Here is a 12,676-nt window from a genome sequence, read left to right as displayed (position 1 = left end):
TATATAGAAGGAAAGATGAACTACCAGCGGAAACGCAACTGCGGTGTCGGTGCCGGCGGCACCGCGGGAGTCGCGGGAGTCGCCGCGGGATCGCTGACCGCCGCAGGCGCCGGCGCTTCGCCTGGCGGAACCTCCAGCAACTTCGCCAACCCCAGTTGTGCCCGTAGCTGCTCCGCGCTGCCGCTGACCTGATAGACGATCCGGTCGCCATCCACGCTCAGCGGCCGACCGCCAAAAGGTTCGAGCAGATGCCCCAGCGCCGCATAGCGCTCCAGGTTCATGCCCTGCACTTCCAGCAACTGCTCCGTCGCCGTGCCGGGCTTGGCGGCAAAGCGCGGAGCCAGGCGCTCGCTCACCGCCAGCAGCACGGCATCGGCCAGGGCCGCGGTGTCCGCGCCCTGGGCCGTGCCCTGCTCTTTCTGGTCGCCCAGCCAGAGGCGCCATTTCGCCTCCCACTGCGTGCCATTCTGATGGGCGTGCACGGCGAGCAGGGCGTCGGCGCCATAACGCTCGGACGCCGCATGCAATGGCGAGGAATCGGAGCCTTCGAGGTTCTTGGCGGTCGCGACGATCTGTTCATCCAGGTCGGCCAGGGGCAAGCGCAGTGGCAGGCCACGATGCTGCGCGGCACGGCGCAGCGGTTCGGCGGCCGACTGCCCATCGCCCACCAGGCTCGAACCCTCGGTGGAATCGCTCAGCCACCAGCCGAGAATCGACGGTCGATTGCTGCCCCACAGGGCCAGCCCGGCACCACGCAAGGCGCGATCGGTACTCACCGGATCGAAATCCACCTGCAGGCTCTGCGGCGGCCCAGCGTCGTAGCCGTACTGGCTGATGATCTGCTGCGGATCCTTGCGCACCTCGGCCAGCCCCGGGCTCTGCGCCGCCTTGGGATCGCCGGTGAGGCGCAGCACCAGGGTTTCCAGCGCGCGCTGGGTAGCCTGGTTACGCTCATCGGGGGTCTGGCTGCTGACCGGCTCGCGGACCTGATACAAGCCGTTCAGGGTTTCGGCATGAATCGCCAGGCTCAGCAGGGAAAGACAACCGACACTCAGTAATTTGAACAAACGCATGGAAAATTCCCGACAGGCAGAAAACGGCGTGAAAGACCGAATGAATACAAAGGGACAGGCGTGTGACCACAGCGCAGTGCCATCATTCATACCGGCATTGAAAGTTTTTCCGCCGTCATAAAGACAGCGATTGATAAAGCTATACCTTATACAGCCGTGCCCGATGCGGCCAGCGCCACCGTTCAGGGATTTTTTAACGGATATCGCCCTGCCCGTCGGCCCGAGGATGGCCGCTGCTGCTCAAGCCTGATAAAATCGCGCGCCTTCGCAGACCGGCAATGACCGGACACCCGGAAAGAACGACTTGTGCCGTTCCTTCCCGTGGTCCCGTCGCTCCCGGTCGATACCCCTGAATCCCCCTAAAGGCCTGGATCATGAGCAAGCAACCCTCCCTGAGCTACAAGGACGCCGGTGTAGACATCGACGCCGGTGAAGCATTGGTCGAACGCATCAAGAGCGTGGCCAAGCGCACTGCGCGCCCGGAAGTCATGGGCGGCCTGGGCGGTTTTGGCGCCCTCTGCGAGATCCCGGCCGGTTACAAGCAGCCGGTCCTGGTCTCCGGCACCGACGGTGTCGGCACCAAGCTGCGCCTGGCTCTGAACCTGAACAAGCACGACAGCATCGGCATCGACCTGGTCGCCATGTGCGTGAATGACCTGGTGGTCTGCGGCGCCGAGCCGCTGTTCTTCCTCGACTACTACGCCACCGGCAAGCTCAACGTCGATACCGCCGCCCAGGTGGTCACCGGCATCGGCGCCGGTTGCGAACTGTCCGGCTGCTCCCTGGTCGGCGGCGAAACCGCTGAAATGCCGGGCATGTACGAAGGCGAAGACTACGACCTGGCCGGCTTCTGCGTCGGCGTCGTGGAAAAAGCCGAGATCATCGACGGCTCGAAAGTCGCCACCGGGGACGCCCTGCTCGCCCTGCCATCGTCCGGCCCGCACTCAAACGGCTACTCGCTGATCCGCAAGATCATCGAAGTCTCCGGTGCCGACATCGAAAACACCCAGCTCGACGGCAAGCCGCTGGCCGACCTGCTGATGGCGCCAACCCGGATCTACGTCAAGCCATTGCTCAAGCTGATCAAGGACACCGGCGCGGTCAAGGCCATGGCCCACATCACCGGCGGCGGCCTGCTGGACAACATCCCGCGCGTCCTGCCAAAAGGCGCCCAGGCCGTGGTCGACGTGGCCAGCTGGCAGCGTCCGGCGGTCTTCGACTGGCTGCAGGAAAAAGGCAACGTCGACGAAACCGAAATGCACCGCGTGCTGAACTGCGGCGTCGGCATGGTCATCTGCGTCGCCCAGGAACACGTTGAAACCGCCCTGAAGGTCCTGCGTGAAGCCGGCGAACAGCCATGGGTCATCGGCCAGATCGCCACTGCCGCCGAAGGCGCTGCCCAGGTCGAGCTGAAGAACCTCAAGGCTCACTGATGTCCGAGCCGATAACCTCGACCTGTAACGTCGTGGTGTTGCTGTCGGGCACCGGCAGCAACTTGCAGGCCCTGATCGATGACGTACGGACCGGGGGCAACCCGGCCCGCATCGCCGCGGTGATCTCCAACCGCGCCGATGCCTACGGCCTGCAACGCGCCAGGGATGCGGGTATCGACACCCGCTCCCTGGATCACAAGGCCTTCGAAGGCCGCGAAGCCTTCGATGCCGCCCTGATCGAACTGATCGACGCCTTCAACCCGCAACTGGTGGTCCTGGCCGGCTTCATGCGCATCCTCAGCGCGGATTTCGTCCGGCACTACCAGGGACGCCTGCTCAATATCCACCCCTCGCTCCTGCCCAAGTACAAAGGTCTGCACACCCATCAGCGGGCGCTGGACGCCGGCGATGCCGAACACGGCTGCAGCGTGCACTTCGTCACCGAGGAACTAGACGGCGGCCCTCTGGTCGTACAGGCTGTGGTTACGGTAGAGTCTGATGATTCGGCGCAGAGTCTGGCGCAACGGGTTCATACCCAGGAACACAGGATTTACCCGCTGGCGGTACGCTGGTTCGCCGAAGGGCGCTTGAGCCTTGGCGACCGGGGTGCTTTATTGGACGGTCAATTACTCGCGGCCAGCGGCCATTCGATTCGAACCTAGGAGATTTTATGCGTCGCGCCCTGCTCTTCGCTCTTACTCTGCTTGCCTTGCCGGTTGTGCAGGCGGCGGATCTTCAGCCTTTCTCCGCCAGTTACACCGCCGACTGGAAACAGCTCCCCATGAGCGGTTCGGCCGAACGTAGCCTGACGAAAAACGACAATGGCAGCTGGACCCTGAATTTCAAGGCTTCCATGATGATCGCCAGCCTGACCGAGGAAAGCACCCTGCGCCTCGAGAAGGACAAGCTGCTGCCACAGACCTACACCTTCGAACGTGGTGGGCTGGGCAAGGCCAAGAAGATCAATCTGGACTTCGACTGGGCGACCAACAAGGTCACCGGCTTCGAAGGCAAGGATTCGGTCAACCTGCCCCTCGAAAGCGGCATGCTCGACAAGTCGACCTATCAGCTGGCCCTGCAGCGTGATGTCGCCGCTGGCAAGAAAAGCATGAGCTACCGGGTGGCCGAAGGCACCGATACCGACACCTACGACTTCCGCGTGATCGGCCCGGAAAAGGTCCAGACCAAGGCCGGCACGATCGACGCGATCAAGGTCGAGCGCGTCCGCGACCCGACACAGAGCAAGCGCATCACGCAAATGTGGTTCGCCAAGGACTGGGGCTACATCCTGGTTGCCCTGCGCCAGGTCGAAACCGACGGCAAGGAGTACAACATCATGCTCCAGGACGGTACCGTCGACGGCAAGGCTGTCAAAGGCAGCTGATACCCTCCACGGCAACAAAAAAGCCCCGCCTGATGCGGGGCTTTTTCATGGGCGATGCCACATCGGCTCAGACAGCGGCACCCGATCCACTTTCATCGAAAGTCTGCTTGTCGAGACCCAGGACCTTGTCCATCACATCCTGCGCACTGCCCTGGCCTTCGGCGGTGTGGGTCTTGTAGTTGAAGTCGAGGGCTATCCAGGCCTGCAACTTCGCCTCGTAGCTGTTCGGGTACTGGGCCTGCTCGATCGCGGGCAGGTCCTTGTAATGCTCCAGCGCCGCGGTGAAGAACTTGCTCAGCTTGCCCGTTCCGTCGTACTCGGCGATCGAACTGGCCACGACTTTCTGCCGCCAGGCATATTCCTGGTCCGATGATTCGCTCCAGGCCGCCCGCCGCTCGTTTGCGGTGAAATTGCCGCTATCGTCGTAGATGATCAACGAAAGCTGGTCTTTCGACATACCGGCGAAGGGGTTCTTCCCGCTGCCATTGACAAAATCCGTGGCATTGCGGGCACGTGCCAGCAAGTCAGGATCCTGGGTATCGGGAACCTCGGCATCATTGGCCGCCTTATTGGCAAAATAACCATCGCCGGAAATCTTGCCCAACAGCTCGTTGGCCTTGGCCCCCAGCTCCTTCCTGCTCAGGCTCGCATCCCGCGCCGCCGCACGCGCGGCGCTTTCGCTCAACTGACGGGAGAGCGAGGAAATGCTGCTGGTGTCTTTCGCAGGCTCGGCTGCGGGACTTGGCGCCGTGGAGCCGGCCTTGGCGAGCGGCTCGCCCGGAGTCGCGGCCACGCCGGAAACCTGCGCGCCGGATACTGAATTCGAATTGATTGAACCTACCAAGATGACGTCCTCCCTGTTAGTGGCCACTCCCGAATCCCTGGCCCATCAACCGTTATCGGCAACCGCCGGGGAAACTGTAAGGTCCCACGATGAACGGCAGGACCACGAACCTCGCACGGCATGACCCTGCGAGGCCCGTCATGGCCTTACTTCATCGTGAATTCAACCGTCCACGAATAGGTCGAGATGTTGGTCGAGGTCACTTTCGCGGTACAGACCGCGCCGCCACTCGGAGTCGCGGTGTTGTTCCACTTGGGAATGATCGAGCCCAACGGGCCCAGGGTCCCTACGTAGGTCGCCAGGAAGGTGCAGGTCTTGCCGCCCATGGTGTAACGCAGGTTGGCGTAGTTGGCATTGGGCGAAATATTGCTTTGCACGGTATAGGTATCGGCCCCGCCCGCACGGACCGTCGCCACGGGCTTTGGCACCGCGTTGACGTTGGTGCTGGCTTCGTTACTGGTGATGATCGTGTACGCCGCATCGGTCGTGCCCAGGTTCTTGAAGGTGACCGCTACCGGAGGACCGGCAAAGGCCGATCCGGCGGTCAGCGTGGCCAGGGCCAGTACCGAAATAACAGACTTGAACATCTTCATGCTTTTGCTCCTTTTGGTTTGATTTCCTGTCCACGGCTTTTCCGGTCGAGCGGAAAGAACCTGTCTCCTGGCACAACCAGGCCGACGGCAAAAGTTCGAAAGCATGGAAAACACAGAACCCGAGGCACGACTTTCCCCACGAATCAGGTCAGGCCTGTCGTCTGGCGGGAAGAGAGATCGGGAGAGCGCCGCAGGGGCAGCAGGACGCTGTCGAGCGAGCGCAGGTATTGACTGTGGCTTCCATGCCGAACTTCTTTTATCCATGGTTCCAGCCACCTGGCTGGAAATCCGAGGCGAGGTATTTACCACAGAACGTCGGAAAGTGGAAAGCGCCCTGACGGATCGCCGACTGCTTTCGTGCGCTCACCGCCGGCTGGGCGAATCACCGTCAGGCATCGCTCTAATCCGCGCTTTGCATCCCATCGAACATGAAACTTTTGTCAGGAAACTCCGCAGAAATCGCCTCATCCCCAACGAATCCGGGCCTTTGTCGATTACTGCAGTTTTTGCAACGGTGAATTTCTTCTGCGAACGATTTACGTAGGAGGCTAATGAATCATATAAAAGAGGCCTGCGACGCGTTGCCGCAGTTCAACAGAGACTGGAGCTTGCAGATGACCGTAAAAGTGACCGAACGCGATGATGCACATATGTCCCATGAAGGCGTAGCCAATGGCATTCGAATCTGGGATGTACACCAACAGGACCTGCTGGTAGGCATGTTTCACAACGAGGCCGATGCTCATAATTACAAGAACGAGCTGGAAACCCTCGAGATGAAACGCCAGGCACAAAGCTCCTGAAGTCTTGAGCACCCTGGGCGCCCCCGGCCCACGCAGCCGGCGATGACCCACAAGCACAAACCCCGCCTTTCGAGCGGGGTTTGTCGTTTCAGGGGTGCCGCCAGGGGCTTACCACATCAGATCGTCAGGGATCTGGTAGGCCGCGTACGGATCGTCCTCGTCCGGCACCTGGCTCTCGGTGAGGATATTGAGCTGGACGATCCGCTCGGGAGCCCGCTCCTGGATCTTCAGCGCCGCTTCACGGGGAATCACTTCATAACCGCCGCCGTGGTGCACGATCGCCAGGGAGCCATTGCTGAGCTTGTTGCGCATCAGCGTGTTGACCGACAAGCGCTTGACCTTCTTGTCGTCGACGAAGTTGTAGTAGTCCTCGGTGGTCAGCTTGGGCAGGCGCGAGGTTTCGATCAATTGCTTGACCTGAGCCGCCCGCGCCTTGGCCTCGGCTTTCTCCTGCTGCTGGCGGTTCAGTTCCTGGTCGCGCTTGACCTTCTCGGCCTGCGCTTCCTGGGCCAGGCGGGCCTGGGTGTCGTCAACCTCGGCCTGGCCTTTATGGACCAACCGTTGCTGTTTCTGTTTGTCTTTGCTGACCTGCTTGGCCTGCTTTTGATTGACCAGACCTGCTTTGAGCAACTGGTCGCGAAGGGAAAGGCTCATGGTGCTTACTCACTTGGGTCAACGACTCAGCCGCAGCTGGGTGCATTCTTTTCCTGACGTTTGGCTTCGCCCCACAAGGCGTCCAACTCTTCGAGGGTGCAATCTTCCATGGGACGGTGGGTGTCGCGCAATGCCTGTTCGACAAATCGGAAGCGCCTGTCGAATTTGCCGTTGGCGCCACGCAGGGCATTTTCCGGGTCGACCTGGAGGTGACGGGCCAGGTTGACCACACTGAACAACAGGTCGCCGATCTCATCGGCGATGGCCGCCGGGTCGTTGTCGGCCATGGCCTCGAGCACCTCATCCAGCTCCTCGCGGACCTTGTCCACCACCGGCAGGGCGGCCGGCCAGTCAAAGCCGACCTGGGCCGCGCGCTTCTGCAACTTGGCCGCCCGGGACAAGGCCGGCAGGGCCGCGGGGACATCGTCGAGCAGGGACAACTGCTCGGGCGCGCGGTGGTTTTCCGCACGCTCCTCGGCCTTGATCTGCTCCCAGCGCAGCTTGACCTGTTCTTCGCTGAGGCGCGGCAGGTCGACGGGGGCATAGAGATCGCCGGTGGGGAAAACATGGGGGTGTCGGCGAATCAGCTTGCGGGTGATGCTGTCGACCACGCCATCAAATTCGAAGCGCCCTTCTTCACGGGCCAGCTGGCTGTAGTAGACCACCTGGAAAAGCAGGTCGCCCAGTTCGCCCTGCAGGTGCTCGAAGTCGCCGCGCTCGATGGCATCGGCCACCTCGTAGGCTTCCTCCAGCGTGTAGGGAACAATCGTCGCGTAGCTTTGCTTGATATCCCACGGGCAGCCGTATTGCGGGTCGCGCAAGCGGGCCATCAGGTGAAGCAGGTCTTGGAGGCTGTACATCGGTTGTCCCGTTCGTTTCTGTCACACGCTGGAAACAGCGCAAACCTTGTAGGGGCCGTGCCGGACGGCGCTCCGCTTGTCCACGAAGCTCATGTCGACTTCAAGGGCCTCTTCGGGGGCAAGCCCCCTCCCACAAAGCCCGCGAAGCTCTTGGCGACCTCAAGGCCCCCTTCGGCCTCCCACACACAAGCCCGCTACACCCCCGCCATCATCAAGGGGTGCGATTGCGTCGGGTCTCGATGATATTCGGCAACTGGGAAATCCGCCCCAGCAACCGCCCCAACGCGTCCAGCCCTGGAATCTCGATGGTCAGGGACATCAACGCGGTGTTGTCCTCCTTGTTCGAGCGGGTGTTGACCGCCAGCACGTTGATGCGCTCGTTGAGCAGCACCTGGGACACGTCACGCAGCAGACCGGAACGGTCGTAGGCACGGATCACGATATCCACCGGATAGGTCGACACCGGCACCGGCCCCCAGCTGACCTGGATGATCCGCTCCGGCTCGCGCCCGCTCAGTTGCAGCACCGAGGCACAGTCCTGGCGGTGGATGCTCACACCACGGCCCTGGGTGATATAGCCGACGATGGCATCCCCCGGCAGCGGCTGGCAGCAGCCGGCCATCTGGGTCATCAGGTTGCCGACGCCCTGGATCTGGATATCGCCGCGCTTGCCGGGCTTGTAGCCGGTGGCCTTGCGCGGGATCAGTTCCAGTTGTTCGTTGCCGCGCTCCGGCTCGACCAGTTGCTGGGCCTGGTTGACCAGTTGCGCCAGGCGCAGGTCGCCGGCACCGAGGGCGGCGAACATATCCTCGGCGGTTTTCATGTTGGCCTTGTCGGCCAGCTTGTCGAAGTCCACCTGCGGCAGGCCAAGACGGGTCAGCTCGCGTTCGAGCAGGGTCTTGCCGGCGGCGACGTTCTGGTCACGGGCCTGCAGCTTGAACCAGTGGACGATCTTCGCCCGCGCCCGGGAGGTGGTGACATACCCCAGGTTCGAGTTCAGCCAGTCACGGCTCGGCGTGCCGTGCTTGCTGGTGATGATCTCCACCTGCTCGCCGGTCTGCAGGCTGTAGTTGAGCGGGACGATCCGCCCGTTGATCTTCGCGCCACGGCAGTTGTGACCGATCTCGGTGTGCACCCGATAGGCGAAGTCCAGCGGCGTCGCGCCCTTGGGCAAGTCGATGGCATGGCCGTCCGGGGTGAAGATATAGACCCGGTCCGGCTCGATATCGACCCGCAACTGCTCCGCCAGGCCACCGATATCGCCCAGCTCCTCGTGCCATTCCAGCACCTGGCGCAACCAGGAGATTTTCTCTTCGTAGTGATTGGAACCGGACTTGACGTCGGTGCCCTTGTACTTCCAGTGCGCGCAAACCCCCAGCTCGGCCTCTTCGTGCATGGCGTGGGTGCGGATCTGCACTTCCAGCACCTTGCCTTCCGGACCGATCACCGCCGTGTGCAACGAGCGGTAGCCGTTCTCCTTGGGGTTGGCGATGTAGTCGTCGAACTCTTTCGGGATATGCCGCCACAGGGTGTGGACGATCCCCAGCGCGGTGTAGCAGTCGCGCATTTCCGGCACCAGCACACGCACGGCGCGCACATCGTAGATCTGGCTGAACTCCAGGCCCTTGCGCTGCATTTTGCGCCAGATCGAATAGATGTGCTTGGCCCGGCCGCTGATATCGGCCTTGACCCCGGTGGCCAGCAGTTCGTTTTCCAGCTGGCTCATCACGTCGCTGATGAAACGCTCGCGATCCAGTCGCCGCTCATGCAGCAACTTGGCGATCTGCTTGTACTGGTCGGGCTCCAGGTAGCGGAAGGACAGGTCCTCCAGCTCCCACTTGATATGACCGATGCCCAGGCGATGGGCCAGCGGCGCGTAGATGTCGAACACCTCGCGGGCCACCCGGTTGCGCTTCTCGTCGTCGGCGTTCTTGACCGCACGAATGGCACAGGTGCGCTCGGCCAGCTTGATCAGCGCGACACGCACGTCGTCGACCATCGCCACCAGCATCTTGCGCAGGTTTTCCACCTGCACCTGGGTGCCGAGGACCTGGGACTGGCGCGGACTGAGGCTGGCGCTGATCGCGGCCATGCGCAGCACGCCGTCGATCAGCTTGGCCACCACCGGGCCGAATTTCTGGCTGACCGCCGGCAGGGCGATCTGCCCTTCGCGCACGCCGCGGTACAGCACGGCCGCGACCAGGGAGTCCTGGTCGAGCTTGAGGTCGGCGAGGATCTCGGCGATCTCCAGGCCGGTGCTGAAACTGGAACCGCCTTCGGGCCACAGGTTCTGGGCCGCGTTAGTCTGTTGTTCGGCAAGCCGTGCGTATTCGCAGGCTTCCTTCAAGGCTTCACGATCCAGCGCCAGGTCGACGCTGACCGTATGATCGAGCCATGCCTCGAGATTGATACTGCCGTCAGTGTTGATCGGCTGGTGTGCTCTCACCTGTACCATCTTGCTTACCTTCCCTACGACGCAGATTCATGCGTCAAAATCGCTGGCCGTTCATCGCCCCCGCATTCCGGCAAGGCTGGTCGGAATACGGAGGCGGCCAGTCGGACTAGACGAGCATCCTAGCTCGCTTCAAATAACGCCATGGCCTCGACATGCGCGGTCTGCGGAAACATATCGAGGATCCCGGCACGTTTTAACCGGTAGCCCTGCTTGATCAATTCGACCGTGTCGCGCGCCAGGGTTGCCGGGTTGCACGACACATACACCAACCGTTCGGCACCCAATGCGGCGAGCTTGCCCACCACCTCGAAAGCACCGTCACGTGGTGGGTCCAAGAGTACCGCAGAAAAGCCTGCTTTGGCCCAGCCGGCATCGCTCAGGGGCTGGGATAAATCGGCCTGAAAAAAAGCCACGTTATGCAGATTGTTGCTAGCGGCATTGGCCGCGGCCCGCTCGACCATGGTCTGCACGCCCTCCACCGCCACCACTTCGCGGACCTGACGGGCCAGCGGCAAGGCAAAGTTGCCCAGCCCGCAGAACAGGTCAAGCACCCGCTCGCCAGCCGTCGGTTGCAGCCAGTCGAGCGCCTGGGCCACCATCGCTTCATTGACCCCGGCATTGACCTGGACAAAATCCCCCGGCCGATACGACAGTTCCAAGTCCCACGCTTCCAGGCGGTAGCCCAGGGACTGCGTCGGATCGACCGGCTGCGGACCGTCCTCGCCATGCAGCCAGAGCTGGGCGCCATGCTCTGCGCAAAAGCCTTGCAGGACCTGCAGGTCATCGGCCGACAACGGCGACATATGCCGCAACAACACCGCCAGCGCCGAACCGCTGAACAACTCGACATGCCCCAGAGCCTGGGGTTTGCCCAGGCGCCGGAGCATTGCCGGCAAGCCGCTCATGATCGGCTGCAAGGCCTGTACCAGCACCGGGCAATCGTCGATACCGACGATGTCCTGGCTGGAGGCCGCACGGAAACCCACCTCGAGTTTTTTCGCCTTGGCATCCCAGCGCACCGCCACCCGCGCCCGGCGGCGATAGCCGAACTCCGGACCGGTCAGGGGCGCCGCCCACGCCTCGGGCTCGACACCGGCCACCCGCGACAGCTGCTCGGCGAGCATGCGCTGTTTCAGGGCCAGTTGGTCATCATGGGGCATATGTTGCACGCTGCAGCCACCGCAACGCCCCGCATGGGCGCAAGGGGCCGGGCGCCGCCGCTCGCTGGCGAGCAATACCCGTTCGGTACGAGCCTCGACCACCTTGCCATGGGCCCCCAGAACACGGGCCTCGACCTCTTCACCGGCCAGGGCGCCGGCGACAAACCAGGTACGGCCTTCGATAAACGCGATCCCGCGGCCATCGTTGGCCAGCCGCTCGATCGTCAGGCGCTGCTTCTTGCCCACAGGCACTTGCGGGGCCCGGCTGCCGCCACTCGGTTGGAAGCGCAGGCCTCTCTCATGCTTGGCCATCAGTTGGGCGCGTCGTAGATGCCGGTCGACAGGTAGCGGTCGCCGCGGTCACAGATGATCGCGACCATCACCGCGTTCTCGACTTCCCGGGACAGGCGCAACATCGCCGCCACCGCACCGCCCGAAGACACACCGCAGAAAATCCCTTCCTCGCGGGCCAGGCGACGCATCACGTCCTCGGCTTCCTCCTGGCCCATGTCGACGATGCGGTCGACCCGTTCGGCCTGGAAAATCTTCGGCAGGTATTCGTGGGGCCAGCGGCGGATGCCGGGAATCGACGCGCCTTCCATCGGTTGCAGGCCGACGATCTGCACGTCCGGGCTCTGCTCCTTGAGATAGCGCGACACGCCCATGATGGTCCCGGTGGTGCCCATGGAACTGACGAAATGAGTGATGGTGCCCTGGGTCTGCCGCCAGATTTCCGGGCCGGTGCTGGTGTAGTGCGCCTCGGGGTTGTCGCCGTTGGCGAACTGGTCGAGCACCTTGCCACGGCCTTCGGCCTGCATCCGCTCGGCCAGGTCACGGGCCCCTTCCATGCCTTCTTCGCGGCTGACCAGGATCAGCTCGGCGCCATAGGCGGTCATCGCCGCCTTGCGTTCGGCGGTGGAGTTGTCGGGCATGATCAGGATCATCCTGTAGCCCTTGATCGCCGCGGCCATGGCCAGGGCGATCCCGGTATTGCCCGAAGTCGCTTCGATCAGCGTGTCGCCGGCCTGGATCTGCCCGCGCAACTCGGCACGGGTGATCATCGACAGTGCCGGACGATCCTTCACGGACCCCGCAGGATTGTTCCCTTCAAGCTTGAGCAGCAGGGTGTTGCTGGTCGCTCCGGGCAAGCGTTGCAGGCGAACCAGGGGCGTGTTGCCGATGCAATCGGCGATAGTAGGGTACTGCAAGGTCATGGCGTATTCGCAATCCAGACTGCGGGGGCGACTATCATACCGGCAAACGCCTGCGGCCCATATCACGCAAAGTGCGGATGTTATTCGCTTCGGCTATAAGCTTAACGTGCCGGCCTGTGGCTTGTGGTTTGAGGCTCCCCTACACTGCGCAGGTGGAGCGGGCGCAGGAAGCGCGCGCCAAGAATCGAAGATCGCCGTGTCTG

The 12,676-nt window shown here is 62.7% G+C and carries 12 protein-coding genes; 4 read left to right on the top strand and 8 right to left on the bottom strand.

The genetic code is table 11. The annotated features are described in order from the left end of the window. Nucleotides 1-20: 20 nt before the first annotated feature. On the bottom strand, nt 21-1,073 hold the full coding sequence (locus KI243_RS07500) for a DUF2066 domain-containing protein (RefSeq protein ID WP_103032633.1): 1,053 nt from the start codon (nt 1,071-1,073) through the stop codon (nt 21-23). A 374-nt stretch (nt 1,074-1,447) separates the two neighbouring features. Here KI243_RS07500 and purM point away from each other — a divergent pair, with 374 nt between their 5' ends. The 3 genes from purM to KI243_RS07485 are packed head-to-tail and all read left to right on the top strand — an operon-like array spanning nt 1,448 to nt 3,890. After that, on the top strand, nt 1,448-2,506 hold the full coding sequence (gene purM, locus KI243_RS07495; protein ID WP_017127759.1) for a phosphoribosylformylglycinamidine cyclo-ligase: 1,059 nt from the start codon (nt 1,448-1,450) through the stop codon (nt 2,504-2,506). An 11-nt stretch (nt 2,507-2,517) separates the two neighbouring features. Then, the gene (gene purN / locus KI243_RS07490; protein ID WP_167331654.1) at nt 2,518-3,168 is read left to right on the top strand and encodes a phosphoribosylglycinamide formyltransferase; all 651 of its coding nucleotides are present in this window, start codon (nt 2,518-2,520) and stop codon (nt 3,166-3,168) included. Between the two features lie 8 nt (nt 3,169-3,176). After that, nucleotides 3,177-3,890, top strand: a complete 714-nt coding sequence (locus KI243_RS07485; protein WP_017127757.1) for a DUF3108 domain-containing protein — start codon at nt 3,177-3,179, stop codon at nt 3,888-3,890. 67 nt (nt 3,891-3,957) lie between these two features. Here KI243_RS07485 and KI243_RS07480 read toward each other — a convergent pair whose 3' ends face one another. Continuing rightward, entirely contained in the window at nt 3,958-4,761 is an 804-nt protein-coding gene (locus KI243_RS07480) for a hypothetical protein (protein WP_244861823.1), read from the bottom strand. 119 nt (nt 4,762-4,880) lie between these two features. Further along, the gene (locus KI243_RS07475; RefSeq protein ID WP_017127754.1) at nt 4,881-5,327 is read right to left on the bottom strand and encodes a hypothetical protein; all 447 of its coding nucleotides are present in this window, start codon (nt 5,325-5,327) and stop codon (nt 4,881-4,883) included. 614 nt (nt 5,328-5,941) lie between these two features. On the opposite strand from KI243_RS07475, the gene KI243_RS07470 reads away from it, so the two are divergent. After that, nucleotides 5,942-6,130 (top strand): hypothetical protein, encoded by a 189-nt coding sequence (locus KI243_RS07470; protein WP_017127753.1) that lies wholly within the window; start codon nt 5,942-5,944, stop codon nt 6,128-6,130. Between the two features lie 108 nt (nt 6,131-6,238). Here KI243_RS07470 and KI243_RS07465 read toward each other — a convergent pair whose 3' ends face one another. The 5 genes from KI243_RS07465 to cysM all read right to left on the bottom strand — a co-directional run bounded on the left by KI243_RS07465 (nt 6,239) and on the right by cysM (nt 12,473). Then, nucleotides 6,239-6,784: a DUF2058 domain-containing protein gene (locus tag KI243_RS07465; protein ID WP_017127752.1), complete on the bottom strand. Its 546-nt coding sequence runs from the start codon at nt 6,782-6,784 to the stop codon at nt 6,239-6,241. Between the two features lie 26 nt (nt 6,785-6,810). Further along, the gene (gene mazG, locus KI243_RS07460) at nt 6,811-7,644 is read right to left on the bottom strand and encodes a nucleoside triphosphate pyrophosphohydrolase (protein ID WP_017127751.1); all 834 of its coding nucleotides are present in this window, start codon (nt 7,642-7,644) and stop codon (nt 6,811-6,813) included. Nucleotides 7,645-7,855: 211 nt separating this feature from the next. Beyond that, nucleotides 7,856-10,099, bottom strand: coding sequence for a GTP diphosphokinase (relA, locus tag KI243_RS07455; RefSeq protein ID WP_017127750.1), 2,244 nt, complete (start codon nt 10,097-10,099; stop codon nt 7,856-7,858). Between the two features lie 119 nt (nt 10,100-10,218). Then, nucleotides 10,219-11,571, bottom strand: a complete 1,353-nt coding sequence (gene rlmD, locus KI243_RS07450) for a 23S rRNA (uracil(1939)-C(5))-methyltransferase RlmD (protein ID WP_212810663.1) — start codon at nt 11,569-11,571, stop codon at nt 10,219-10,221. Continuing rightward, on the bottom strand, nt 11,571-12,473 hold the full coding sequence (gene cysM / locus KI243_RS07445; protein WP_017127748.1) for a cysteine synthase CysM: 903 nt from the start codon (nt 12,471-12,473) through the stop codon (nt 11,571-11,573). Before cysM ends, rlmD begins: the two co-directional genes overlap by 1 nt. Nucleotides 12,474-12,676 lie beyond the last annotated feature (203 nt).

Origin of the sequence: Pseudomonas sp. Ost2, from assembly GCF_018326065.1 — a bacterium.
Lineage (GTDB): Bacteria > Pseudomonadota > Gammaproteobacteria > Pseudomonadales > Pseudomonadaceae > Aquipseudomonas > Aquipseudomonas gingeri.
The sequence above is the reverse complement of the archived record's forward strand: the minus strand, read 5'-3'. Positions and strand labels throughout refer to the sequence as shown.

Excerpts from the sequence above, each read along its gene's own strand:
- cysM (WP_017127748.1), bottom strand. The coding sequence starts at position 12,473 with ATGACCTTGCAGTACCCTACTATCGCCGATTGCATCGGCAACACGCCC.
- rlmD (WP_212810663.1), bottom strand. The coding sequence starts at position 11,571 with ATGGCCAAGCATGAGAGAGGCCTGCGCTTCCAACCGAGTGGCGGCAGC.
- purM (WP_017127759.1), top strand. The coding sequence starts at position 1,448 with ATGAGCAAGCAACCCTCCCTGAGCTACAAGGACGCCGGTGTAGACATC.
- KI243_RS07485 (WP_017127757.1), top strand. The coding sequence starts at position 3,177 with ATGCGTCGCGCCCTGCTCTTCGCTCTTACTCTGCTTGCCTTGCCGGTT.
- KI243_RS07500 (WP_103032633.1), bottom strand. The coding sequence starts at position 1,073 with ATGCGTTTGTTCAAATTACTGAGTGTCGGTTGTCTTTCCCTGCTGAGC.
- mazG (WP_017127751.1), bottom strand. The coding sequence starts at position 7,644 with ATGTACAGCCTCCAAGACCTGCTTCACCTGATGGCCCGCTTGCGCGAC.
- KI243_RS07465 (WP_017127752.1), bottom strand. The coding sequence starts at position 6,784 with ATGAGCCTTTCCCTTCGCGACCAGTTGCTCAAAGCAGGTCTGGTCAAT.
- relA (WP_017127750.1), bottom strand. The coding sequence starts at position 10,099 with ATGGTACAGGTGAGAGCACACCAGCCGATCAACACTGACGGCAGTATC.
- KI243_RS07475 (WP_017127754.1), bottom strand. The coding sequence starts at position 5,327 with ATGAAGATGTTCAAGTCTGTTATTTCGGTACTGGCCCTGGCCACGCTG.
- KI243_RS07470 (WP_017127753.1), top strand. The coding sequence starts at position 5,942 with ATGACCGTAAAAGTGACCGAACGCGATGATGCACATATGTCCCATGAA.